Consider the following 24,702-nt stretch of genomic DNA (forward strand, 5'->3'; position numbering starts at 1 on the left):
GGTTCCGGCTCGGGGCCGGGTGTTTCGGGTCGTCCGGCGGGTGGTTCGGGTTGCCGCTCGCCGGCGACGTCGCTCACAGTAGGAGTGGGGCAAGGGCTCGTTCTGCGTAGCAATGCACACTCACCCCCGAGCGTGCAAAACGCCACACACCAGCACAAGTCACCGGTTGAGCCCCAGGGGAGACGCGCGTCCCGGCCGGAGCCGGACTCCCTGGGACATGGCGCGCCACCGGCACAGCCGGCGTACGGTTCATCCGGTATGCGCGACGGGTCGAGGACGGTGTGCCACTCCTCGTCCCGCCGACGCGGCTCCCGCCGACGCGGTGCTCGGTGCTCGGTGCTCGGCGCGGGCGGTCGCGGGCTGCGGCGCCACCGGATTCGTGCTCTGTCCAGCAGGTGGAGGCCTCAGCGAAGATCTTCGCCGCTATATTTCATGCCATGCTGGCCTCAGCCCCCCAGATTTCCGACTTGCCGGTCATGCCTCCTGACCGGCGACGCTTGCGCGTTCTCGACCTGCTCCGGTTCTGCGCGGCGTTCTCGGTGGTGCTCTTCCACTACGGGCAAACCCGGGCGTGGGGGACCCCCAACGCCTTCCCCGCCCTCAGCGCGGTGACCATGTTCGGCGTCTACGGCGTCCGCATGTTCTTCATGATCAGTGGATTCGTGATCCTGATGAGCGCGTGGGGCAGGACCCCCGGCGAGTTCGCCGCCTCGCGCATCTCCCGGCTCTACCCGGCGTACTGGGCCAGCGTCATCGTCCTCGGGGCGCTGGCGGTCATGGGCTTCATCACCGACCACCGGCCCACCCTGAGCGAACTGCTCGCCAACCTCACCATGCTCCAGCACGGGTTCAGGGTCCGCGACCTGGAGATCGTGTACTGGACGCTCTGGCAGGAACTGATCTTCTACGCGCTCATCGCGGTATTCGCGGCGATCGGCATCACCTACCGTCGCTGCCTGGCCTTCCTCGGGGGCTGGCTGGTGCTCCTGGCCATCGCCGAGCGGGTGAACGCCGACCTGCTCCAGGCGGTCCTGGTCCCGTTCAGCGCCCCCTACTTCATCGCGGGGATGGCCCTGTACCTCGTCCACCGCTTCGGCGGGTCGCTGTTCCCCTGGCTGTTCGTGGGCGCCGGCTGGGCGGTCGCCCTCGTCCAGGTGCTGGGCGCGAACTCCGCGGTCGTGCAGAGGTTCGGCCAGGCGTTCGGATCCGCCCTGCTGGTCGGCGTGATCTCCCTCATCTTTCTAGTGATGATCGTGGTGGCGCTGGGCGCCTTCGACGAGATCGACTGGCGCTGGCTCACCGTGCTAGGTGCGCTGACCTACCCGCTCTACCTGTTCCACCACCACATCGGGTATCTGCTCATCGGCTGGTGGCACGGGCCGCTGGGCAGATGGCCCACCCTGGCCCTGGTCATCGTCGTGGTCCTGGCCCTGTCCTACGCCGTGTACCGGCTGGTGGAGGTGCCCGTGCAGCGCAGGCTGCGGGCCGCCCTCGACCGCTCGCTCCGCGCCGGCGACGGCTACTTGGACCGCGCCGGGTAGACCTCGCCGCCCTCCAGCGCGCGCTCCTCCAGCAGGGTAGTCACCGTCACGAAGTGGTAGCCCTGCTTCTCCAGGGTCTTGAGCACGATCGGCATGGCCTTGACGGTCTGCGGGACGATGTCGTGCAGGAGGATGACCGCGTTGCGCTTGGCGAGCTTGAGCGTCCGCTGGGCGATGACCTTGGTGTCGCGGGCCTGCCAGTCGAGAGTGGACCCGGTCCACAGGATCTGCGGCAGGGCGAGTTCGGCCATCAACCGGCCGACCCGGGCGTCGGTGGCGCCGTTCGGCGGGCGCATCATCGTCGGCCGCTCGCCGATCGCCTGCTCGATGGCGTCGGAGGTCGACGTCATCTCCTCCATGACCTCATCGTCGGACAGCTTGGTCAGGTCCGGATGGTTCCAGGTGTGGTTGCCGACCTCGTGGCCCTCCTGCACGATGCGCTGCGTCAGCTCGGGCCGGTTCACGACCTTCCTGCCGAGGAGGAAGAAGCTGGCCTTGGCCTTGTACTTCTTCAGCGTGTCGAGCAACTCGGGGGTGTAGGGCCAAGGCCCGTCGTCGAAGGTCAGGGCGATGCACTTGTAGCGAGCGCAGTATGGCTTGGGCGGATCGTCCGCCTTCTTCTTCTCCGCATCGGCGGCCGCCGGAGCGACCAGGAGACCTATCGCGCACACGCTGGCAACAAGGAGCCGGACTTTCCACCACATGACACCGCATCTTAGTGAAGGCCCAGACGCGTAGCGATCTATACAGAGATGCTGATATCTCCTCGACACCCTTGAGGGAGGCGCTCGGCCGGGTCATCCGGGAGGGACGCCGCCTTCGCCGCCCTCGGCCGGGCTCCCGGCACTTGGGGGGACCGCCGGGTCCCGGAGGGCTTCGGCGCGGCGGGCGGCCAGGCGTTCGGGGGACGGCCAGCGGACGGCGTACGCCCAGCCCGCCCGCTCGAACCAGCGGATCAGCCGCGCGCTCGGATCGGGCTGGCCTTTCAGCACCCCGTGACGGGCGCAGGCCGGGTCGACATGGTGCCAGTTGTGCCAGCCCTCCCCGAGCGTCAGCAGCGCCACCCAGCGGACGTTCGAGGACCGGTCCCTCGTCCTGAAGGGGCGGTCGCCGAAGGTGTGCGCGATGGAGTTGACCGACCAGGTCACGTGGTGCACCACGGCGTAGCGCACCAGCCCGCCCCAGACCAGGGCGGTCCAGGCGCCCGCCCACGACATCGCCCACAGCCCGCCCACCACGGCGGGCAGCAGGAACGACAGCGCCACGACGGCGGGGTAGGCGGCGTCGAACCGCCGGACGTCCGGATCGGCCAGCAGGTCGGGCACCCAATGCCGCCGGTCGGAGCGACGCCGCGCGGTGTAGAACCAGCCGACGTGGGCGTGCGCCATGCCGCGCAGCAGGGCGGCGCCACCGTCGCCGTACCGCCACGGCGAGTGCGGATCGCCGGGCCGGTCGGCGTACTTGTGGTGGCGGCGGTGCTCGGCCGCCCACAGCGTGACCGGGCCTTCGACCGCCATGCCGCCCGCCAGCATGAGCGCGACGCGCAGCGGCCTCCCGCACTGGAAGGCGCGGTGGGTGAAGTGCCGGTGGTAGCCGACGGCGATGCCGAAGATGCTGATCAGGTACATGACCACGGCGATGAACGCGTCGCGCGGGCCGATGCCCCACCCCCAGGCGGCGGGGATCGCGGCGGCGAGCACCAGCAGGGGCAGCACGACGAGCGCGATCAGATAGGCCGTGCGGCGCCCGGTCGTGACCGCCACCGTCTCGGCGGTGCCCGGCTCCGGCCGGCCTCGCGAGAAGGCGGATGTCGTCATGCTCGCTCCTTGGGGTCGGTGCGGGCCAACGGCCGGCCGCCCATTCGACGGTTTCGGCGGCCGGACGGCCCGGCGGCGGGAGTCGTCGGGAATTGATACATCGATCACGATACGGAGTCAAGCCGATGCGTTGTGTAGTTATCCTGAGAGTCATGCACGGCCGGTCCCGGGTCGCCGTCGCGCATAGCGCCGGCCTGCGGCCCGCCGTGGCTTCGATGACCGGTTCACGCGCGAGACGGAGGGTCCTACGGCATGAGTGCTGTCGATCAGGCGACTGCGGGCGATCATCTCGAGAGGTACGACGCGGCCATGGCCCGCGATCCGATGTCCGCGTTCGCCCTGGTCCGAGAGTGGATGCGCACCGACTGGCGCGCGTTCTTCGCGGTGCTCCGCGACCAGCGCCCGATCTTCGTCACCCCCGCCTTCACCGTGGTGACCCGCTTCGCCGACGTGACCGAGGTGCTCTCGCGAGAGGAGACCTTCACGGTCCGGGCCTTCGGGCCGCGCCTGGACGCCGCCCTGGGCGGCCCGTTCATGCTGGCCAGGGACGCCACGCCGATGAACTGGCGCGAGAAGGGGCTGATGCGGGTCATGCTCGCCCCCGAGGACGCCGCGCACCTGCGGGTGCTGGCGGGACGCGTCGCGGACGAGGCACTGGACGCCGCGTCACGGCGAGGGCGCGTCGAGGCCGTCGGCGAACTGTTCCGGCACGTCGCCCTGCGCGTGTGCGCCGAGTACTTCGGCCTCCCCGGGCCCGCGCCCGAGACCCTGTCGAGATGGACCCGAGCCGTGATCACCGACGGTTTCGCCAACTTCCACGGCGACCCGGCGATCCGGGCCGAGTCCGTCCGCGCGGGTGAAGAGATGATGGCCTACCTGCGCGGCCTGCTCGCCGAGCGCCGGGCCGCCATGGCCGCCGGGCGGGAGCCGCCGCCGCGGGACGTCTTCGCGCGCCTCCTGCGCACCACCCTGGCCGCCGAGGTCGCGCTCGGCGACGACCGCATCCTGATCAACATGGCGGGGCTTCCCCTCGGGTTCGTCGAGAGCGGGCCGGGGGCCATGGTGGAGGCCGTCGAGCAGATAATGCTCCGCCCGCGGGTCCGGGCGGAGGTCGTGGGCGCCGCCGCGGATCCCGACCCCGAGCGTTTCGACCGCTATGTCTGGGAGGCCCTGCGGTTCAGCCCGTTCTTCAAGCTGCTTCCCCGGGTATGCGAGCGCGACCACGTCCTCGCCGCGGGCACCACGCGCCGCACGGTCGTCCCCGCGGGCACCCTTGTGCTCGCCGCGCCGGCGTCCGCGATGTTCGATCGGGACATCGTGGACGAGCCGGACGAGTTCCGTCCCGACCGGCCCGAGCACCACCGGTTGTTCTTCGGCCTCGGGCACCACGCCTGCCTCGGCGTCCACCCCGCCAAGGTCGTGATCTGCGAGGTCGTGCGCCGCCTGTTCCTGCGCCCCGGCCTGCGCGCCCTCCCGAGCCCCGAGGGGGCGGTCGTCCGCGACCACGGCATCTTCCCCGACCGTTACCTGCTCGGGCTCGGCACCGCGGCGAAGGAGGCGTGAGGGTGGCGCCCACGACGAAGGCGAGAAGCATCGCGACCGACGGCGCCGCCAACCGTCTCAGGTTCCTGGCGCTGACCCACGGGCGCCCGCTCTGGGAGCTCGCCCAGCGCCTCGGCCCGGTGCGGCGGCACCTCAACGCCTCGCTGATCGACCACGCGGTCCGCGAGATGCCGCCGAGGCCCGAGCCGCTGAGCACCATGGCCGACTACACGTCGTGGTCCTCCCTGACCGACCGCACGTTCGGCGGACGGCACATGCCGCCGGTGGCCGGCGCCGGCCACGGCAGGCCCACGCCCGAACGCGCCGCCGGCCTCTTCGCCCGCGGCGACACCATGATCCCCTGCCCGCGGTCGACCGTGCTGTTCGCGTACTTCGCCCAGTGGTTCACCGACGGGTTCCTGCGCGGCGACACGAACGTCCCCCGCGACCCGCGCAGGAGCACCTCCAACCACCACATCGACCTGAACCAGCTCTACGGGCTCGACGCCGCGGCGACCGCGGCGCTGCGGACGTTCGAAGGCGGACTGCTCAAGAGCCGGCTCGTCAACGGCGCCGAATTCCCTCCCCGGCTCTGCGAGAACGGCGAGATCAAGCCTGAGTTCTCCGCGCTGAGCGTGATCCGCTTCGCCGAGCTCACCGTCGCGCAGCGCGACACCCTGTTCGCCACGGGCAGCGACCGCGGCAACATCCAGGTCGGCTTCACCATGCTCACGGTGCTGTTCCTGCGCGAGCACAACAGGGTGGCGCGCCTGCTGGCCCGCCACCATCCCGGCTGGGACGACGAGCGCCTGTTCCAGACGGCGCGCAACGTCCTCATCGTGCTTCTGATCAAGCTGGTCGTCGAGGAGTACATCAACCACATCACGCCGTACCACTTCCGCTTCACCCTCGACCCGCGGCTGTCGGCCATGCTGGCCCGCGCGCCATGGCACCGCGAGAACTGGGCCTCGGTCGAGTTCAACCTGGTGTACCGCTGGCACAGCCTGATCCCCTCCACCCTGTCGGTCGGCGGCCGTGAGCTGCCGATGACGGACACGATGATCGGTGGGGCGCTCATCCCCGGGCCTGGGCTCGGCCGGCTCTTCGAGGAGGCGTCCCGGCAGCGCGCGGGCCGCATCGGCCTGTTCAACACCGATCCCGTCCTGCGGGAGGTCGACGTGGCGAGCATCGCCGAGTCGCGCGCGCTGAGGCTGGCCGCCTACAACGACTACCGCGAGCACTGCCGCTTCCCCCGGGTGCGGCGCTTCGACCAGGTCTCCGGCGACCCCAAGGTGATCGAGGCACTGCGCGGGCTGTACCGCGGCGTGGACGACCTCGACCTGTACGTCGGCCTGTTCGCCGAGGAGCCCGGCGCCCCCGACGCCATTCTGCCCCCGCTCCTCACCAAGATCATCGCTATTGACGCCTTCTCGCAGGCGCTGACCAACCCGCTGCTGTCGCCCCGGGTGTTCACCGCGGCGACGTTCTCCCCGACCGGCATGCAGATCATCGCCACCACGCGCACGCTGTCGGAGGTGCTCCAGCGCAACGTCCCCGAAGACCCGCGGCCGCGCTTCGTGAGCATGGCCTGGACGGAGGCGCGATGAACGACGATCCCCACTCCGCCGAGAACGCAGGCACAGCCGAGAACGGGGGCTCCATCGAGAACGCGGGCACAGCCAGGGATGCAGGCCCCGTCGAGAACGCGGACACAGCCAAGGATGCAGGTCCCGTCGAGAACGCGGACACAGCCAAGGATGCAGGCCCCGTCGAGAACGCGGACACAGTCGGTGACGCGAGCTCCGCTGACGATGCGGGCTCCGCCGGTGACCTGGGCTCGGCCGACGCGGCAAGGATGCTGCGCGCCGCGGCGCGTGAGCTGGCCGACGTCGGGGTGACCATACGTGAGACCTCCGTCCACGTCACGGCCGCGCTCACCGACCGCGCCGTCCTGCGCGGGCTGCGGCGCGCGCCGTCGCACGGGTGGCGCGCTCAGCGCGCCCTGCTTCGCGCGGTCACCCGCGGCGAGGGCCTCGGCCACGCCCTCACCGGCGGCCGGCTGGGCGGCGCCGCGTCCATGCTCGGCGGCATGGCGGGGGCCGAGAGCCTGGCCGTCCGAGTGCTGGCGACCTCGCTGCGGCTGCGCATCACCGCCGTGACCCTGGACCACCCAGAGTTGCTCACCGACCCGCTGCTGAGCCGGCTCATCGACGCGGTCGCCGCCGACCGCGACCTCGCGTCACTGCGAGCGCTGCGCGCCCTGATGAAGGACCGCGGCGCGGTACGCGTGCTCAGTGGGCTCGCCCCGGTCTTCGGCGAGGTCCTCGCCCTGCGCGCCCTCCTCGACGAGAACCCTCTGAACGACACCGCCGCGTGGCTGATCGCCACCGGGAAGGGGTATGCCAGCGCCGACCCGATCACCGGGCTGAGCAACCGTGCCATCGCGCGGCTCGACACCGGCGAGGGCGCCGCGCGCCGCACCGGCCTCGACCCCGCCGAGGCCGCGCGGCTGGCCCCTCGAGGGTCCCTGCTCGGCTTTCTTGACAACATCGGCGCCCTCGGCACCACGGGACGGGTGCTCATCCAGAGCGTGTCAGGCCCGGACTGCGTGGTGCGCCACGTCGTCCAGGTTCCCGGCATGAGAGCCGGCCTGCCGGACAACGAGTCCCCGCAGGACCTGCTCGGCGCGTTCAGCAGCGCCGTGCTCGCCGGCGGCCCCTACAGCCGCGCGCTGGTCAAGGCCATCGGCGACTACGGTGTCCCGCCCGGAGCCGAGATCGCGCTGGTCGGGCACAGCGCGGGGGGCGCCGCCATCATGAACCTCGTGCAGGACGCGGCCTTCTGCGCCCGTTTCACCGTCACGCACGCCGTGGCGATCGGATCGCCGATCGACTTCAAACGGCCCGCGGACCCGCGCACCTGGGTCGCCAGCGTCACCAACCAGCACGACATCATCCCGACCCTCGACGGGCAGGGAGCGGGCGGCTGCTTCGACCTGCACCCCGGCTGGTACGTCGTGGACTACTCCGACTCCACCCACCTGTTCCCGATCTGCCACGGCATCGAGCACTACACCGCCAAGATCGCCGACGACCTGCACGAGGCCCGCGAGGTGATCGACGAACGGCTCACGCCCTACAGGGGACCGGTCACCCGCTCACAGGCCTATCTGCTCTTCGACCGCGTCCCCCACCCCCGCGGCTTCCCCTTCCTGACCGTGCCCACCTACCTGGTGACCACATCCCAAGGGGAGATCGAGCTGCCGGTCAGGTGCGAGGACGGCGCGGCCCTCACCGCCTACTTCGCCGCCGACCTGGACGCGGCGGCGGCCCTGCTGGAAGGCACGGGGCTCGGGCCGCCCGTCCGCGTCGCGGGGCGGGCCCTTGTTGCCGTGCACGCCTTCGGCAACCGGCGGACCGGCCTGGGGAGCTATCGCGAGGTCGGCCTCGGCATCGTCGTACACGACCCGTGGCGGCAGCGGCCGTTGCGGGTCTGGCCGGACCTGGCCGCCTCGGCGCGCCGACGGCGCTCCGGCAGCTACCTCGTCGGCTCGGTGGTCGACACCGAGACCGTGGCGGCCGTGGCGCCGGAGATCTGGGGATGCGAACCGTCCGTCGCGGACGTCGGCTTCGCCCTCACGGCGAGGGCCGCCCGCGTCGTGGTGGGCGGCCTGGACGGCGAGTGGCTCGCCCTGCGCGGGCCCCTCGGCCCCGCGATCCCCGCCGCGTCCCCCGACCTGGTGGCCTACACCTCTCGGGGAGGCGCCACGATGCGGTCGTGCGTCGAGACCCGCGGCAGGGGCCGGGCCCATCCGATGCCGCGGGCCCGGCTCACGGTCGGACCCGCGGACCATCCCATGGCGCGGCGCCTGCGGACACTGGGCCTCGACGGGGCCCGCCCCGTGCTGTGCCTGGCCACCCTCGCCCACCAGACCCTCCGAGGCGCCGGTGTCCCCGTGCCGACCACCTGACCGAAGCAGATGCCGGCCATCTGCCCGAAGTGCCGGTATCCCGCTTCCGGTCACCCGGCCGAGGCGCCGGCATCCCGATGCCGGTCACCCGGCCGAGGCGCTGATATCCCGATGCCGGCCATCTGCCAGAGGCGCCGGTGTCCCGACGTCACCACCTGCCCGAAGCGCCGATGTTCCAGTGCGCGCCTTCTGATCGAAGGAGTTTCCAGATGTCCACCGTTCCCGAGGCGGTCGCGGGCCGCGCCGAGGTCCTGCGGGACGACGCCCGCGTGCTCGCCGAGTGCGCTGAACGCCTGCGTGACATCGGAGACCGGATGCGCGCGGAGGGCGCCGCGCCCGAGTGGCTGCGGGACACGTTGGACTCCCACATCAGGGCCTGCCTCACGGCCTCGGGCGATGTCGCCGAGGCCGCGTCCCGCCTGGAGAGCTACGCCGCCCGGTCGCGGGAGCACCTGTGACACTCGCATGGAACAGGCGGCCGACCGCGGTTCGAGGTCGGCGGTCTCGCTGGAAGGGTGGCGCACCGGTCACGGCATGGCCGCTCGGGCGGACGCCCGCGCATACTGTTCGTCGGTCATGCCGCTTGTGGCGCCGGGATGGTTCTGGTGCAGGTCGTGCCGGTCGTCAGCCCACACCTGGTAATCCCGGCGCGCGTCCGGCTCTTCCCGGCCGGTCGCCGTGGCCACCTGCTGCCAGGTCACGCCCGCCTGGAGCGCCCGATCGACGTGGGCGGGGTTCCGGACGCTCCTCGCGATGGACTCTCCGAGCACCAGCAGTTCGACATGCTCGCCCGCGCTCAGCGGCGGGTACTCGTCGGCGTCGCCGTAGCGGCCGGGATCGTAGTCACCCCGGGCCTTCAACGTCGCGATCGCCTGTACGTGCAGGTCACGGCCGGACAGCTCGAGCCAGCGCTCCAACCGCGCCGGGATCGGGACATCGGACAGCTCATGCGGGCCGGTAGGGCTGTCGGGGAGGGGATTGGGCATGTCACTTCTCCTGCGGTGGGCGGGAAAGCGCCGACTCGACACCGCTTCCCACTACGTGCTCCGTACGGCAGTATGTCGCCACCAGCCACCCTGACGCACCTCAGAGCCTTCAGCGGTCCCGGCGCGGGGCGGTGTCGTCGCCCCGCACCGCATCGCCGATCTCGACTGCCGGAAACCGCGGCGGGTCATGGCCAGCGAACCTCCGGGGTGCGTTCCACGAACCGCGCGTACTGCTCGAACGCCCGCTCGACCTCCGCCCGGTCGCGTCCGTGGAGCGGTACGAGCGGCTGAACGGCGATGCGAGCCCGGCTCGTCGCGAGGGTCCGTTTCCAGGTGGCCACGACCCGGCCGGCGCGCACCACGGTGGACTGGAAGATCCCGTTGTTGCCGGGGATGATGGCCGCCTTGTGCTCGTCGGCGACCATGAGCGAGCGGTCCTTGTAGCCCAGCAGGTATTCGTCGAACCCCGGCAGCACGAGCACCTCGTCGTTGCCGGGCGGGGGAGGAGCGGTGTCGAGGAGCGCGGCGTCGAGGTACACCTCCACTCCGTTGACGGTCACGCGGGCCAGGGCGTCGCCGGCGACGGCGATGCCGCGTTTCGCGTCGGCGGCGGTAAGGCCGGTCCAGCCCGCGAAGTCGTGCCGGGTGGTCGGACCGCGTCCGCGGAAGTAACGCAGGGCGATGGTGCCCAGAGCCTCGTCGCGCTCCGGCCGGTGCGGGTCGGGGACCCATTCGTCGAGCAGCACGAAGCTCTGCTCGTTGCCGAGGTTGGGGGCGATGCACAGCAGGCCCCGCTGGCTGGCGTACCACAGCAGGTGGTAGCCGCGCTGACCGCTGGTGTCGATGCCCTTGCCGGCGAGCGCGGCCAGGCATTCCGACCGGCTCAGCCGCCCGCCGCCGGCCAGGGCCGCGCCCAGCACCTCCATGGCCTCGACGGCGGTCTGCTCCGAGAGGCCGAGTTGTTCGCGCCGCCGCGCCGCGCCGTTCAGCACCCGGACGCCCATCAGTTCGAGCATCCAGTGGGCGTCGCGAGACGGGACGAAATGGATGGTGCCGCGCATCGGCCACGTGCGCAGCGCCTCACGCCGCTCCAGCGCGGCGGTGACGTCGGCGGCGGTGTGTCCGGGCAGTCGCGCGCCGAACGACCACAGACCGCTGGCCAGGTCTTGCGCCTGCATCGCCCCGAGCCAGGTCACCACCTCGGACACGCCCGTCGCCCGGCCACCGCCGCCGGGCGACGCTCGTAGCAGCAGGCTGGACATCCGCAGGCCGAGCACCTGTCGCGGGGTGAGTTCCACTGCTGATCGCCTCCTGTCCGTCACCGTAGCCTCCGCCGCCGACAATCCGCCGATGTGGTCGCCCGCTGGTGAGCCGCGGTGGGCCGGGCGCTCAGGACTCCCGGCGAAGCTCAGCGTACGAGGCGACGTCGGCGGATGATCGCGAGCGCCAAGGTCATGAGGGCGTCGTGGGTGTCGATCGTCAGCGCGGGGTGCGGCCGAGGTAGCGGAGCAGGTCGTCGGCGACCGGGGTGGTGGAAGGACCGTCGGCGGCCTCGACCACGGGAGCGTAGGCGCCCCACTGGCGCAGCGGTTCGACGATGCCCCGCGCGGCGGCGAGAAGGTGGCCCGCGAGCTCGTCGTCGAGCGGGGACGGCCGGCCAGTGGCGATCGCGATGTCCCAAGCGTGCACGGCGGCGTCGAGCGCGCACATCACCGCGGCGACCGGAGTGGGCAGGTCACCGTGCGGCAGCGGGGTCGGGACCGTCTCGGTGTCGTCGGCGACCGTCGCCCACGCCGCGGCGGTCTGCTCGATGGCGTCTTTCACCAGCGCCGCCGCGGTGCCGTCGACGGATCCTGAAGGCGAGAAGGGGTCGTAGGCCGGACCGGTTCCGATGCCGAGCACCTTCGCGTAGGCGAGCTGGTCGCCTGCGGCGTGCTGGATCACCTGGGTGACCGTCCATTCCGCGCACGGGGTGGCGTTGTCCCACTGGCCGTCCCGCACACCCGCGACGCTGTTCTCCAGCGCCCGGTACGAGGCGGCCAGCACCTCGCGCCAGACCGGCCGCAGGGAGGTGACGGTGGCGGTGTCGGTCGTGTTCATGGTTTCGCCTTTCGATCTCTTCTTTGCTTGTGACACCAGCCTATGGGCCTATTAGGCTAATTTCGTTCCTAATAATTTCCGGATGGTGAGAATTCGATGGCTCCGACGACAAGCCGAGTGCTGCGCCTGCTGTCCCTGCTGCAGGACCGCTCTCACACCGGCCGCGAGCTCGCCGAGCGCCTCGGCGTCACCGGGCGCACACTGCGGCAGGACATTCAGCGGCTTCGTGAACTCGGCTATCCGGTGCACGCCGCGCGCGGGGCGGTAGGCGGTTACCGGCTCGGACAGGGCACGAAGATGCCCCCGCTGCTGCTCGACGACGACGAGGCGGTGGCCGTGGCGCTGGCCGTCGGCCTGGCCGAGGACGGCTCCACCGGGATCGCGGACATCGACGCCAGCCTCACCCGGGCGCTCGCCAAACTCCAGCAGATCCTCCCGAAACGCCTCCAGCGCAAAGTGACCGCGCTGCGTTCGGCCACCGCGGTCGGACCGGCCACGGTCGGCTCCCGCGAGCCGGACGCCCCGGTGCCCGCCGCCACCCTCACTGTCGTCGCAGGTGCGATCCGCGACGGCGCGACCCTGTTCGTGACCCGCGACGACACCGAAACCGAGGTGGAGCCCTACCGCCTGATCAGCTGGCGCCGCCGCTGGTTCCTGGTGGCCTACGACCTTGGCACGCACGCCTGGCGGGCGCTGCCCGTCGCCGACCTGACCCGTGTCCGGTCCGCGTCCCGGCGCTTCGCCGCCCGCTCCCTGCCCGACGACGACCTCGTCGCCTTCGTCCTGCGCGAAGTCGCGCAGACCGGCTGGAAAGTCCACGCCCGCGTCACCGTCCTCGCCCCCGCCGAAACCGTGATCGCCCGCATCAACCCCGCCGTCGGCGTCGTCGAAGCCGTCGACTCCCAGACCTGCATCCTGGTCACCGGCGCCGACGCCCTGGAGACCATCGCCATCTACCTCAGCATGCTGATGATGGACTTCCGCGTCGACGGCCCACCTGAACTGGTCGCCCACATCCGCACTCTTGCGCGCCGCTACACCGAAGCCCTCGACGGGTAGGCCGGCCGGCATTTCCGCCGACGATCTCCGGTCGAGGCCCGCTTCGACCCCCGCCGTTCCCGGCCGACGCCGGGGCCTCCGGCGAGGCGGCGGACGGGTGACGGAATCCAGGTCGGGAAGGGTTCGCGGCGAACCGGGCCGCGCACGGCAGAAGAGCATCATCAGCACTGAACGTTTCATCACAGAGCCGGTCTCGCTCGGTGCGATCGGATGCCCGTAAGGGCAGATGAAAGCCCACCGAGGGGCGGGAGCACTGGGGAAAGGGCAAGGGACCGTGCCTTGACGCGGATCGGCCGCATCGGATTGGCTCCGCGCACTACCACCTCCCGCCAGAGAAACGGAGCAGTCCGCCAGCGGACTTCTTGTGAGCGCTAACAACAATCGTGGCCCCGCGTGCACGTCTGGGCCGAACCCCCGGGCACGCCATCCGCGGGGGGACGGGACGACGCCGAGCCGGCGCCTCCCCCTCGCCTCGGACACGAGGTCGGCCTCTGGAACCGGCTCGATCACGGATCTTCGCCGTGGAGGTTTTCAGTGTTGACGTGGAATGTTTCACGGCCGCCTGCCGACGCCTCGCCGCGGTGGCACGGCTTCCGCACGCCACCGGGTGCGCGTGCCGCGGCCGCGCGCCGACGCGCCTCGGCCGACCGCGGGACACCGGGCGTCCAAGGCTTGGATCGCTCTCCCACGGGGATGGAGCGCCGCGCCAGGTTAGCGCTCACCCGGCGAATCCAGCGCGACAGGTTCCACCGTGACCGTCCGCGACGCCTCCTGCGACCGCGTCCGCCCGGCGTTCTCCACGACCTTCGGCTTCACCAAGAACGGCAACGCCGCCACATCGCCACCACCACCACTTGCACCAGTCCCTGACAGCTGGACGAAAGATGAGGAGCAGACACATGCGCCTACCCTGGCGAACGCGGACACCGCGCCGCTCCGCCGTCACACCGACGGCGCCGTCCCGATCGGCCGTGCGCCGCGGCTTCACGATCGCCGCGATCCCGATCCTGCTGGCGGGTGCCGGGCTTTTGGCCACGCAGCCCGCGCAGGCGGCCGTCGCCTGCCGGGTCGACTACAGCGTCAGTTCGTCGTGGCCGGGTGGCTTCGGCGCCAGCGTCACCATCAACAACCTCGGTGACGCGGTCAACGGCTGGCGGCTGACCTGGTCCTTCGACGGCGGCCAGCAGATCACCCAGATCTGGAACGCCACCGAGACCCATTCCGGCTCGTCGTTCACCGCGACCAACGTCGCCTACAACGCCTCCATCCCCTCTGGCGGCAGCGTCAACTTCGGGTTCAACGGCTCGTGGAACGGCAGCAACCCGGCGCCCGCGTCGTTCTCCCTGAACGGCGTGGAGTGCACCGGCACTCCTGGCACCCCCACGCCGACTCCCACCCCCACGCCGACCATCACCCCGACGGTCACCCCGACTCCGACGCCGACCCCCACGCCGACGCCGACCCCCACACCGACCCCCACGCCGACGCCGACCGGCACGTGCCCGCTTCCGTCGTCGTACCGCTGGACCTCGACCGGCGCGCTGGCGACCCCGAAGTCGGGCTGGGTCTCGCTCAAGGACTTCACCAACGTCGTCTACAACGGCAAGCACCTGGTCTACGCCACGACGCACGACAACGGATCAAGCTGGGGTTCGATGAACTTCGGCCTGTTCACCAACTGGTCGGACATGGCCTCGGCTCCCCAGACCAAGATGAACTCGGGCACGGTCGCGCCGACGCTGTTCTACTTCGCGCCCAAGAACATCTGGGTGCTGGCCTACCAGTGGGGCGGCACCGCGTTCTCCTACCGCACCTCCAGCGACCCCACCAACGCCAACGGCTGGTCGGCGCAGCAGACCCTGTCCACCGCGAGCATCTCCGGCTCGGGAACCGGGCCCATCGACCAGACGCTCATCGGTGACGGCCAGAACATGTACCTGTTCTTCGCCGGCGACAACGGCAAGATCTACCGGCAGAGCATGCCCATCGGCAACTTCCCGAGCAGCTTCGGCTCGAACTACACGCAGATCATGAGCGACACGACCAACAACCTGTTCGAAGGGGTCGAGGTCTACAAGATCCAGGGCCAGAACCTGTACCTCATGCTCGTGGAGTCGATCGGCTCGCGGGGCCGCTACTTCCGCTCCTACACCTCCACCAGCCTGGGCGGCTCGTGGACTCCGCAGGCCACCAACGAGAACAGCCCCTTCGCCGGCAAGGCCAACAGCGGCGCCACCTGGACCAACGACATCAGCCACGGTGACCTGGTCCGCAGCAACGCAGACCAGACCAAGACCGTCGACCCGTGCAACCTGCAGCTGCTCTACCAGGGTCGTTCCCCCAGCTCCGACGGCGTCGACTACGGCCTGCTGCCCTACCGGCCGGGCGTGCTGACACTGCAGCGCTGACGGCGTGACGCGGGTCCGGCCCGGGTGTCCTGACGTTCGGGGCGAAGGCGTACGCCGAATCGGGTGTCCGCCATCACGGCGAGCGATCAGGACCGGACGGAACTGAAAGGCGGGCTCGGTCTTAGGCCGAGCCCGCCGGGTCACGCGGAGAGCCCCGAACATCCCGCTGTCCGAGCGAGGGAGTTCGCCTAGGCGATCACGACGCGGGCGGGGCTCATAAGCGGCCGTCACCGTACTTCGCCGCCACACGGAGATCAGAAGACCACCCGCGATGAACGCGGGTGGTCTTCTTTCCGGGTTCTTGGGCCGGCGCCAGCGGATTCCTCATGCTCACGTCTAGAGAGTCTCAAAGGCTGACGTTATGTAGTCCTGTCGTCGCGGATAGAGAGCTTTGAAGCCTGAGGTTAGGGTGGCTGGAAGTCCAAGCCGGTCTTGGCGATGAAATGGATCAGTCCGGGTCGGTACTGCATCCGTTCGAGCCGGTTCTTGACCGTGCGGGCGAGTTGGTCGACGGCGTATGGCGTGACCGATTACAAGGTGTACGCGACGAAAGCGGCCCCGGTCCTCCGAAGACTGCCAGGGCCGTGAGCGCCCACGCAGACAGAAGTCGGGGAAGTCCCTTCTCTTGGTAGGAGAAGGGACCGCCCTCTGTCTCTCCCCTCGCAGGGACGATGAGAACCCGGACTTCACCGAGCCCGGCGCCGTCAAGACCGGGTTGCGACCCCTCGAAGGGCGTGCCCAGCCAGTCTGCCCCCCGCCACACCAACACCCGCAACCACCTACCCCACCCAGCCACCGAACCGTACCCTGACCACAACCCTCGAGGAGGACCCGTGGACGACCTGATCGCGTTCCTGCACGCCCGCCTCGACGAAGACGAACACATAGCACGCACCGCAGGCGGGGACGACGAGTGCAGCACCTGGACGCCAACCAGCGACGGCGTGGACTTCGACCAGTACGAGATCGGAGGATTCCACCCGTCGACCGCCGCACACGTCGCGCGCCACCACCCAGCCCGTGTGCTGCGCGACGTTCAAGCCCGGCAGCACACTCTTGTGCGCTGCCAGAAAGAGATGCTGTCCGGCATCCCCCGCTTAGTGCACTTCGCCAAGCGGACTCTTTGGGAGATGGCCCAGCCGTACACCGACCACCCCGACTACCGGCAGAAGTGGAAGTGAACCGCGCCGGGTTTCGTGGAGTGATTCATGTTCCCCGGCTTTCGTGGAGTCACTTTGGTTGAGTTGCATGCCTGGACTCCCAGAAGAGGTCAGCATGCCGAGGAGCTATCCCCCCGAGTTCCGTCGTAAGGTCCTGGACCTGCTCAAACCGGTCGGCCGCCTGTAATCGCACCTGCTCCCGCCGCTGCCGCTCCGCGGCGGTAAGCCCACCGTTATCCGCACACCTCATGCACCGGGCATAGACCCAGACCAGCCACCGGTCAGCCCTCGAAGCAGAGACACTTACGTAACTTCAGCTGTTAAAGCTCTCTACTGCCACCCATGCGATACGTCCCCCGAAGCGGCGGCGGCGCATGGGCAGATCCTCGACGGGTCGTAGGGCGGCGTTGCTGTACTCGCTGCTTTAAGGACAGCAGAAGAGCCACTTGCGGTGATCGCAAGTGGCCCCTTACCTGGGTCGGGGTGGCCGGATTTGAACCCCACGGCCTCTTCGTCCCGAAGCAATCCCGGAGAGATTCCTAGATGCGGTGAAAACCCGCCTGACCTGCGTTTACCGTGTCTCGATGTTCGCGGCCGTCCGGGCTTGTACGGGGTGGTTGTCACTCAGTTCGTCACTCGGCTATCGGGCTGCCGCAAGGGCATCGCGCAAGGTCACGGCGTGCGGCGCGCCTCGGCTGCCGAGTTCGCCGGCGGTCTCGGCGAGTTCCTTGACCGCATGGCGGTTGAGTTGAACGGCGTCGGTCACGACGGGCAGTGCCGTGCTCAAGCTCGCCTCGGCGTCTCCGGCCTTCGCGTGTGCGCGTGCCAGGCATGAGGCGTACCACGCGCGGTCCCGCCGATAGGACTCCGGCAGCCGGACGAGTCCGGAGGCGAGGAGTTCAACCGCCTGCGCCCAGTTGCTCAGGTGCAGCTCGGCCATCCCGCGCTGGAGCGTGAACCACGTCTCGTCGTAGAAGTACATCCATGCGGGCTCGTCTTCACTGTGCTCGGCCGCTCCGCTGATCAGGTTCTCGGCCTCGTCCAACAGGGCGTGTGCTTGGTCGGCGGTGCCGGCGAGTGCGTGTCCTCGCGCTGCCATCTGCGCTGCCATCCCTCGTACACCTGGCGTGACTTGGCCGCTGTGGGAGCGGGCGGCCTCGGCCAGGCCGACGCATCGACGGGCGTTGCCCGCGCTCCATGCCTGGTGAGCCTTCATGCTCAAGGTCGTGGTGGCCATGTTGGCGTCGCCGATCTCCAGTGCCCAGTCGTGTGCGCGGTCGTACCAGGCCAGGGCGGCGGGTTGGTCGTCGATGTCCAGGGACATCCATGCGATGAACTGGGCGTACTGGGCGGCGAGATCGACAATGCGTTCCGCCAGGGGGCCTCTCGCGCTGTTAGCGAAGTCGGCCACAACGCCGAGTTGCTGGCGCACCACGCCGATCAGTGGCCGGCTACCAATGCTGTCCTCGACCTTGCGGTGTTCGGCAAGGCAGGTCGCGAGCCAATCGAGGGTTACGGCGTCCACGCGGGTCGGCTGCTCAACCGCCTTGGTGATCCGCCGGAACAGGTCCGGGTCGGGAGCTATGGACGTCAGCGGGAACGCGGGGACCGGAACAACGGTGGCGTGCTCGGGCGGGAACAGGTCGGCTTCCGTCATCTCCAGCGCTCGGGCGCACAACAGACGGTAACGCTCGCTGGGATAGTGATCACCACGCTCCCACCCTCGGATGGTCCGCGTAAGGTCGGCGAGCGTCGGAAGTTGCACCCCCTGCTCGTGGGCGATGCCCCGCAGTCTTCGAGCCATGTCCGCGACGCTCCCGACGCGAGCTTTGCGCTCGGCACGCAGGATCGCGGCCCACTCAGGCGTACTCGCTGCGGTGCTCATCGGCTACCCCCGGATATTCGCGGATACGACCGTGCCTGCTGCTATCCCCAATTCTCATCCTGCGCCCGCTGATCGCGAGGGGTTAGCTGAAGGTGACACGCATCAGTTACCAACCGTGCACGGAGAGGAACCGGCAACCATGGCCGTCAGCCGAGGCGCCGCCCGCATCGACAAGCACAGCGCACAGCTCGGCGAGCTGGCACGCCACCTCCGGGAGCGTGGCGTGCCCAACCTGGTGAGCAAGCGCATCACGCTCAAGGTCCACACAACACCTCATGGCACGAGATCTTCGGTGAACTACGACTCTCCCGAACTGGCCGTATGGTCCGAGGACGGCACAACCGTCGCCATCGTCGTGGTCGATGACGACCAGAAGGAAACAGCCTTCTCGCTGCGTCCCCCTGGGCAGGCTGCCCAAGTGCTGTGCTCTGTGAATGCTCCCGACGAAGGAGCCGCGATCATCGCGGGGATGGTCCGCCTTGACCCCAGCGGAACATCATGATCTATCCCCACTACGATCCCGCCGACTTACCGGACAGCCGGCGCCACGCTAATCCCGAAACGATCAAGCGCGTTCTCGCGGCAGTGGCGGAGATTCTGGAGAGCGAACGCCGGCGGTGCCAGGCGGCGGGATTGATCCAGACGTGGCAACTATCGCGGGACGATCTCGATAGGGCCGCCGTCTCCTTGGGCCTTCCGCCGATCTCCGACGGGGAATGGAGCGCCATCCAGGCATGGCACATGTGCGCCGCGCTCGCTCCGGTGATCGCTGTCGTCCGCGCGCAGCGCAGCGCCATGAAGGCCGAGTACCACCGTCGTTGTCGTAACCGCAAGAGGAGCCGATCACCACACCGAGGCAGTCTCCCGGGGATGAGACTTCTATGAGGCGGGGCATGACTCGGGTAGATCCTTGTTACGGCCGCAGAAGTAGTACGCCATGGCTATTCGCAAGGTTCGGTCGTGTTCGTTGGTGACATAGTCGACCAGAAAGGCCGAACTGTAACCACTGGCGTCACCCCCCCGGTAGGAAAGCTGTAACACTAGTTCGGTTCGTGGCTGCATCGATGAGTCTGTGGACGAACACACCTGGGTGACTTGACGGTTAGTTTGAGACAGGTTTTTGCGCTGGAGAGTTGTGGAATCTCCGCCGTTTCCGATGGAGTCATCGTTCGACGAACCGTCGTGCGGGATAAGTGCAAATTCTTCGAGGCGTATCCCTCCTCGCGGATTCTCTAGGCGCACACTCTTTACCGTGATCGATCCAGGTCGATCCAAGCATAGACGGAGACCACCGTATAAGTAGGGTCGCCCGGGTATGCTTGTGTGCATACCCTCGCCGGTGATAATCCCTCCATCGCCCAGCCACTTGAGTTCAGGTCCTCCCTGGATAACGTCCGCACAGCCTGACGCTGCGATCAGCGCGATGCATGCCAAGACCGTGCGGACGTTTCCCATGTTCGATAACTCCTGTGGCTGTTCTTCGTGGGTATTATACCGGGGATTCAGTCGTCACGGCTTGTGTCTTCGATCCTCGCGGAGTGGACGACGCCGTTAGGGTTTGACCCGCAGATCTTGGTTTGCGCCTTGATTGTCAGCGTCAGTTTTGATTCGGAAGTATAGCCACTTTGCGCGGATAGGCTGATCCAGAAACGTCGATTCCGACGGCCAAGGTCATATTCTTGGATTGTGACATGGTCACGCTCGAACCATTGCACCGCTCAATGCGTGCGCCAGTCAGGACCGGATGCAGAGCACGCTTGAACTTCTTGATCGGATCCCCAAACTGGTGGGCTTGATCCGCTGGCCTCGGCCGCAGATGTTTTCGAAGCGCGCGTAGTTGACAGTTCCAATCGCCCAGGCGTCCTGTAAGTTACTGATCGAATCTTCGAATGAGCTTGATAGGGACAGTGTGGCGCTTCCACTCGCTGTCCATTTGCCGGAGGCGCTAGACGCCTTAGCTGCGATCCCCACCGTGTGATCCGAGCCCGTCCTTTGAGTGAGAGTTCCCTTAGCAGATTTCCAGTTGTGAAATCCCATGTACTGCTCTTCGCGTCCTGGGAAGCGCTGCCTGAGGAACCAGCCACAAGGGACCCGTTTGGCAGCCGCGGAGACCTGCCCTGCCGACATCTGAGCCGTAGTTATGGTATTGGCTTGCACGGCCTGGTCGACGAAAGAGAAGTCTGTGGTGCGGGGTGCGGTCTCCGATGTCCGCAGAGCCTCGGCCGCCGCAGCACTGATAGGTGCGGCCGGCGCAGGTTCAGTTGTCGCTGGGGGAGGGTCTTGTCCGTCCGGGACCAGTTGCATCTCCTCGCCAGCTGGAGCGGTCATCCAGGTGGAAGGATTGTCGTTGACGTCGTATAGCTTCGGCTGGGTGCCGAGGTCTACGACGAGTTGCTGAGGAGCCGAGGCACCATTTCCATCGGTCTTGGCAGTAGACCAGAGTGGCGTGATGGTTGCCCCGCCTGCGGTGCCCACGAGGATGTTGATGGGAGAGGAACCTGCGGTATATATACCGGCTCACCCAGATCGCATCATTGGTGACGTCTACTCCGCACAGTTCCTCATCCCCTCCGATTGGCGTCGGATATTGGGCCGGTACGGCGGCGGGTGTTCCATCGCACTTCTGCTCGCCCGTGCCGTCCACGTCGGCGCGACAAGCTCTGTGAGCATGGGCGGCCGATCGGCTGCCATATCCGCCACGAACCGCACGATCCCGTGCTCGGTCAACCGGTCTGCCAGGACTGCTACGACTACGTGGGCGCGGTGCTGTGGCAGGCGCACGCGGGCGTGCTGCGGCACCGCTTCACTCTCGAAGTCCGCCGGGAACTGGCCAAGCAAGCGGGCATGAGCCGCCGCGCGTTCGGCAAGATCGTCCGGGTCTCCTTTGCGAAAGTCGCCGAGTAGCAGCGGCGGGGCCTGGTCCACTTTCACGCAGTGGTCGTCTGGACGGCCCCGAGGGTGGCACCGACCTTCCCCCTGACTGGACTGATCACGGCATGCTGGTCCGAGCCATCCCTGCTGCCATCCGGCGTGTGGAGGCCACCTCAGCCAGAAGTGAGCTGGGCCGGTGGCGGTGGTCTGGGGCGATCAGCTCGACCTCCGGCCGATCCTTCTCAGCGCCTCCCTCAATGGGGTCAGCGAACAGGCGGTAGCGGGCTACATCGCCAAGTACGCCACCAAGGGCGCCGAAGCTTCCGGCACCATCGATCACCGTGTCTCCTGCTCGGCCTGCCGGGGCAGGGGACGACTCGGCCCGTCCTCTTCCTGCACACGTTGCCAGGGCACTGGGCTCAAGCCGGGCTTGCTGCTGGACCTGCTGCCGGTGACCGAACATGCACGGTGCATGATCCGCACCTGTTGGGAGTTGGGCTCACGTGGCGAGTACGCGCACCTGAAACTACGGCCCTGGGCGCACATGCTGGGCTTTCGCGGCCACTTCGCGACCAAGTCGCGCCGCTACTCCACCACCATGGGCACACTACGCCAGACGCGCGCCGACCACCGTGCAGCCGAAGCACGCGTCCGCAACGGACTGCCCACACTCGGGGACGGCTCCACCTTCGTGCTCGGCCACTGGCGGTTCGTCGGCAGCGGCCATTCCCCCGGCGAGGCGATCTTGGCTGAGCGCATCCGGCAACAGGTGCAGTCCGCTCGCGCCATCTCCTCCCAGCGGGCGGCCGAATGAGCCCAACTCCGCCATCCGACAGTCTGCGGCTGTACCGCGTCACTGACGCCATGAACCTGCTCAGCCTGAGCCGCACCGTCATCTACGAGCAGATCAGAGCCGGGCGCCTGCGCTCGGTCACCCAAGGCCGTACCCGGCTCATCCCCGCCTCGGCCATCACCGACTACATCGCGCTACTGGAACAGGAAGCGAGCGCAGCATGACCATACGACGCAGCAAAGGAGACGGCGGCCTCCACTGGGACGAAGCACGTCAACGCTGGATCGCCTCGGTAACCGTGGGCTACACCCCCGCCGGAAAGCGCATCGTCAAGAAGGCCAGCGGCAAGACCAAGACGGAAGCCAAGGCCAAGTTGAAAGAGATCATCCGCGATTACGAAGACGGCCTGGCCATCGCGCCGGCGGACTACACGGTTGAACGCGCGGTCAATGACTGGCTGGCCTACGGGCTCAACGGACGCCACAGCGGCACCCTTGCCGCGTGCACCATCCTCTGCAGCACCCACGTCATCCCCTCGGTGCCCGGAAGCTCCGAGACCTCAGCGCGGAAGACGTGGACAAATGGCTCGCCGACAAGGCGAAGACGCTCAGCACTCGCACTCTGCAAGGACTTCACTCGTGCCTGACCCGGGCGATCAAGCGGGCCATGGCACGCGACAAGGTGAAGCGGAACGTGGTGGCACTGTGCTCGGTGCCGCAGGGCAAGGCCGGCCGTCCCTCGAAGGCGCTCACCCTCGTCCAGGCCGAATCCGTGCTCAAGGCGGCGGAGGGCTCACGGATGTACGCCTACATCGTCCTGTCCCTGCTCACCGGTGCCCGGACTGAAGAACTACGGGCCTTAACCTGGGATCACGAGGACTTGCAAGGTGATCCGGACGCGAACCCCTCCGTCCCGCCTCATCTGGCCGTGTGGAGGTCGGTGCGTGCGGGCGGCGACACCAAGACGCGCAAATCCCGGCGCACCCTCGCCCTGTCCAGGCGGTGCCTGGACGCGCTACAGCGGCAGCGAGAGCAACAGGAACGGGAGAGGCAGGCCGCAGGGGCGAAGTGGCAGGAGAACGGCCTCGTGTTCGCGTCCAAGGTCGGCACTCCGCTCGATCCGTCACACGTCCGGCGCGACTTCCGCAACGCCATCAGGGACGCGCAGGGCATCGATCCGTCGCAGTGGACCCCACGAGAACTTCGCCACAGCTTCGTCTCATTGCTCTCGGACAACGGCATCCCGTTGGAGGAGATCTCTCGGCTTGTGGGGCATAGCAGCACGGCGGTTACGGAGGCGGTGTACCGGAAGCAGATCCGGCCGGTGCTTCAGGCGGGCGCCGTCGCTATGGATCAGATCTTCGGGGAGCAGTAGCGCCCCTGTGAGCTTGTCGCGGGTAGTCACTCAGTTAGTCACCCAGCAACGCAGAAGGCCGGGTCCGAAGATCGGAACCGGCCTCTGGGCTGGTCTTACTGGGTCGGGGTGGCGGGATTTGAACCCACGGCCTCTTCGTCCCGAACGAAGCGCGCTGCCAAGCTGCGCTACACCCCGGTGCACAGGCGCTTTGCTTGTGCTCGCACGAGTCTAGCGGACTTTGGTGGTGCTCGCGTCATCCAGCCGAGGGGACAGTGGATCGTGAATCAGGCGGCGCTGGGGCGGCGGGGAACGAGGGTCAGCAGGGTGGCCTCAGGGGGGCAGGAGAAGCGGACCGGAGAGTAGGGAGAGGTGCCGAGGCCGGCGGAGACGTGCAGCCAGGCGGAGTCGTGGCGGTGGAGGCCCTTCACGCGCGCGCGGTCGATGCCGCAGTTGGTCACCAGAGCGCCGTAGAAGGGGATGCAGAGCTGGCCGCCGTGGGTGTGGCCCGCCAGCAGGAGCTGGTAGCCGTCGGCGGCGAAGCGCGACATGTTGGCGGGCTCTGGGGAGTGCATGACGCCCAGGCGCAGATCGGCGTCCGCCGGAGCGGGGCCGGCGATCTCGTCGTACCGGTCGCGGTTGATGTGGGAGTCGTGGATGCCGCCCACGTGGATGTCGAGCTCGCCGACCTTGACCCGCGCCGTGGTGTTGTTCATGTCGAGCCAGCCCGCGGCGGTCATGCCGGCGCCCAGCTCGGTCCACGGAAGGTTGGGGATGGTCTGCGTGGGGCCCTTGGAGGAGCTCCAGAGGTAGCGTGCGGGGTTCTTGGGCCTTGGGGCGTACAAGTCGTTGGATCCGTAGACGAACAGCCCGGGACGGGACAGCAGGGGCTCGACGGCGCGCAGGTAGGCGGGGACCGCGTCGGGGTGGGCGAGGGTGTCGCCGGTGTTCACCACGAGGTCGGGGTTGAGCGCGTCCAGTGACCGCACCCAGTTGATCAGGCGGGTGCGCCCGGGGGTGAGGTGCAGATCGGAGATCTGGAGGATGCGTATCGGCCGCTGGCCGGGGGCGAGCACGGGCACGTCGAAACGACGGAGCCGAAACCAGTTGCGCTCGATCACCGAGGCGTAGCCGAGCCCGGCGACGCCGGCACCGAGCAAGGACAGGGGTATCGCGGCAGCTTTCCTCACCCCTTCATCATGCCCGAGCGCGGAGCC

The 24,702-nt window shown here is 68.7% G+C and carries 21 protein-coding genes and 1 tRNA gene; 14 read left to right on the top strand and 8 right to left on the bottom strand.

Translation table 11 applies throughout. The annotated features are described in order from the left end of the window. Positions 1-497: 497 nt before the first annotated feature. Positions 498-1,541, top strand: a complete 1,044-nt coding sequence (locus tag ACFO60_RS03005; protein WP_380836475.1) for an acyltransferase family protein — start codon at positions 498-500, stop codon at positions 1,539-1,541. Here the strand turns inward: ACFO60_RS03005 and ACFO60_RS03010 are convergent. Next, positions 1,520-2,212: a polysaccharide deacetylase family protein gene (locus ACFO60_RS03010; RefSeq protein ID WP_380836478.1), complete on the bottom strand. Its 693-nt coding sequence runs from the start codon at positions 2,210-2,212 to the stop codon at positions 1,520-1,522. The genes ACFO60_RS03005 and ACFO60_RS03010 overlap by 22 nt on opposite strands. Positions 2,213-2,338: 126 nt before the next feature. Beyond that, complete coding sequence (locus tag ACFO60_RS03015; protein WP_380836481.1) at positions 2,339-3,358, bottom strand: acyl-CoA desaturase; 1,020 nt, start codon at positions 3,356-3,358, stop codon at positions 2,339-2,341. A 252-nt stretch (positions 3,359-3,610) separates the two neighbouring features. Between ACFO60_RS03015 and ACFO60_RS03020 the strand changes: the two genes are divergently transcribed. The 4 genes from ACFO60_RS03020 to ACFO60_RS03035 all read left to right on the top strand — a co-directional run bounded on the left by ACFO60_RS03020 (position 3,611) and on the right by ACFO60_RS03035 (position 9,328). Continuing rightward, positions 3,611-4,921, top strand: coding sequence for a cytochrome P450 (locus ACFO60_RS03020; RefSeq protein WP_380836484.1), 1,311 nt, complete (start codon positions 3,611-3,613; stop codon positions 4,919-4,921). Between the two features lie 2 nt (positions 4,922-4,923). After that, positions 4,924-6,507, top strand: coding sequence for a peroxidase family protein (locus ACFO60_RS03025; protein WP_380836487.1), 1,584 nt, complete (start codon positions 4,924-4,926; stop codon positions 6,505-6,507). Positions 6,508-6,755: 248 nt separating this feature from the next. Continuing rightward, positions 6,756-8,870, top strand: a complete 2,115-nt coding sequence (locus tag ACFO60_RS03030) for an alpha/beta hydrolase family protein (RefSeq protein ID WP_380836490.1) — start codon at positions 6,756-6,758, stop codon at positions 8,868-8,870. Between the two features lie 209 nt (positions 8,871-9,079). Beyond that, positions 9,080-9,328: a hypothetical protein gene (locus tag ACFO60_RS03035; protein ID WP_380836493.1), complete on the top strand. Its 249-nt coding sequence runs from the start codon at positions 9,080-9,082 to the stop codon at positions 9,326-9,328. Positions 9,329-9,397: 69 nt separating this feature from the next. Here ACFO60_RS03035 and ACFO60_RS03040 read toward each other — a convergent pair whose 3' ends face one another. The 3 genes from ACFO60_RS03040 to ACFO60_RS03050 all read right to left on the bottom strand — a co-directional run bounded on the left by ACFO60_RS03040 (position 9,398) and on the right by ACFO60_RS03050 (position 11,956). Next, positions 9,398-9,856: a hypothetical protein gene (locus ACFO60_RS03040; RefSeq protein ID WP_380836496.1), complete on the bottom strand. Its 459-nt coding sequence runs from the start codon at positions 9,854-9,856 to the stop codon at positions 9,398-9,400. 185 nt (positions 9,857-10,041) lie between these two features. After that, on the bottom strand, positions 10,042-11,154 hold the full coding sequence (locus ACFO60_RS03045; RefSeq protein WP_380836498.1) for a winged helix DNA-binding domain-containing protein: 1,113 nt from the start codon (positions 11,152-11,154) through the stop codon (positions 10,042-10,044). 181 nt (positions 11,155-11,335) lie between these two features. Beyond that, entirely contained in the window at positions 11,336-11,956 is a 621-nt protein-coding gene (locus ACFO60_RS03050) for a TIGR03086 family metal-binding protein (protein WP_380836501.1), read from the bottom strand. Between the two features lie 96 nt (positions 11,957-12,052). On the opposite strand from ACFO60_RS03050, the gene ACFO60_RS03055 reads away from it, so the two are divergent. From ACFO60_RS03055 to ACFO60_RS03065, 3 genes are all read left to right on the top strand, one after another. Then, a complete protein-coding gene (locus tag ACFO60_RS03055) occupies positions 12,053-13,015 on the top strand; it encodes a helix-turn-helix transcriptional regulator (protein ID WP_380836503.1) in 963 nt (320 codons plus the stop codon). An 899-nt stretch (positions 13,016-13,914) separates the two neighbouring features. After that, positions 13,915-15,423 carry a non-reducing end alpha-L-arabinofuranosidase family hydrolase gene (locus tag ACFO60_RS03060; RefSeq protein ID WP_380836506.1) on the top strand — a complete coding sequence of 503 codons (1,509 nt, stop codon included), beginning with the start codon at positions 13,915-13,917 and terminating at the stop codon, positions 15,421-15,423. A gap of 833 nt (positions 15,424-16,256) precedes the next feature. Then, positions 16,257-16,604: a DUF6221 family protein gene (locus ACFO60_RS03065; protein ID WP_380836509.1), complete on the top strand. Its 348-nt coding sequence runs from the start codon at positions 16,257-16,259 to the stop codon at positions 16,602-16,604. Between the two features lie 619 nt (positions 16,605-17,223). Here the strand turns inward: ACFO60_RS03065 and ACFO60_RS03070 are convergent. Continuing rightward, positions 17,224-18,468 carry an XRE family transcriptional regulator gene (locus ACFO60_RS03070; RefSeq protein ID WP_380836512.1) on the bottom strand — a complete coding sequence of 415 codons (1,245 nt, stop codon included), beginning with the start codon at positions 18,466-18,468 and terminating at the stop codon, positions 17,224-17,226. 139 nt (positions 18,469-18,607) lie between these two features. On the opposite strand from ACFO60_RS03070, the gene ACFO60_RS03075 reads away from it, so the two are divergent. The 6 genes from ACFO60_RS03075 to ACFO60_RS03100 all read left to right on the top strand — a co-directional run bounded on the left by ACFO60_RS03075 (position 18,608) and on the right by ACFO60_RS03100 (position 23,506). Next, entirely contained in the window at positions 18,608-18,970 is a 363-nt protein-coding gene (locus tag ACFO60_RS03075; RefSeq protein WP_380836515.1) for a hypothetical protein, read from the top strand. Positions 18,971-21,075: 2,105 nt separating this feature from the next. Then, a complete protein-coding gene (locus ACFO60_RS03080; RefSeq protein ID WP_380836518.1) occupies positions 21,076-21,372 on the top strand; it encodes a replication initiator in 297 nt (98 codons plus the stop codon). A 163-nt stretch (positions 21,373-21,535) separates the two neighbouring features. After that, positions 21,536-22,153 (top strand): replication initiator, encoded by a 618-nt coding sequence (locus tag ACFO60_RS03085; protein WP_380836521.1) that lies wholly within the window; start codon positions 21,536-21,538, stop codon positions 22,151-22,153. Next, on the top strand, positions 22,150-22,356 hold the full coding sequence (locus ACFO60_RS03090; RefSeq protein WP_380836524.1) for a helix-turn-helix domain-containing protein: 207 nt from the start codon (positions 22,150-22,152) through the stop codon (positions 22,354-22,356). The genes ACFO60_RS03085 and ACFO60_RS03090 overlap by 4 nt, the downstream gene beginning before the upstream one ends. Next, on the top strand, positions 22,353-22,778 hold the full coding sequence (locus ACFO60_RS03095) for an Arm DNA-binding domain-containing protein (RefSeq protein WP_380836526.1): 426 nt from the start codon (positions 22,353-22,355) through the stop codon (positions 22,776-22,778). The genes ACFO60_RS03090 and ACFO60_RS03095 overlap by 4 nt, the downstream gene beginning before the upstream one ends. 20 nt (positions 22,779-22,798) lie before the next feature. Continuing rightward, complete coding sequence (locus tag ACFO60_RS03100) at positions 22,799-23,506, top strand: tyrosine-type recombinase/integrase (RefSeq protein ID WP_380836528.1); 708 nt, start codon at positions 22,799-22,801, stop codon at positions 23,504-23,506. Between the two features lie 103 nt (positions 23,507-23,609). Here the strand turns inward: ACFO60_RS03100 and ACFO60_RS03105 are convergent. Together ACFO60_RS03105 and ACFO60_RS03110 are read right to left on the bottom strand one after the other, a co-directional pair. Further along, positions 23,610-23,683: transfer RNA gene (locus ACFO60_RS03105), tRNA-Pro, on the bottom strand. Positions 23,684-23,772: 89 nt separating this feature from the next. Then, entirely contained in the window at positions 23,773-24,675 is a 903-nt protein-coding gene (locus ACFO60_RS03110; RefSeq protein ID WP_380836530.1) for a metallophosphoesterase, read from the bottom strand. Positions 24,676-24,702 lie beyond the last annotated feature (27 nt).

It is taken from the genome of Sphaerisporangium dianthi, from assembly GCF_042654065.1.
In the GTDB taxonomy this organism is placed as follows: Bacteria; Actinomycetota; Actinomycetes; order Streptosporangiales; family Streptosporangiaceae; genus Sphaerisporangium; species Sphaerisporangium dianthi.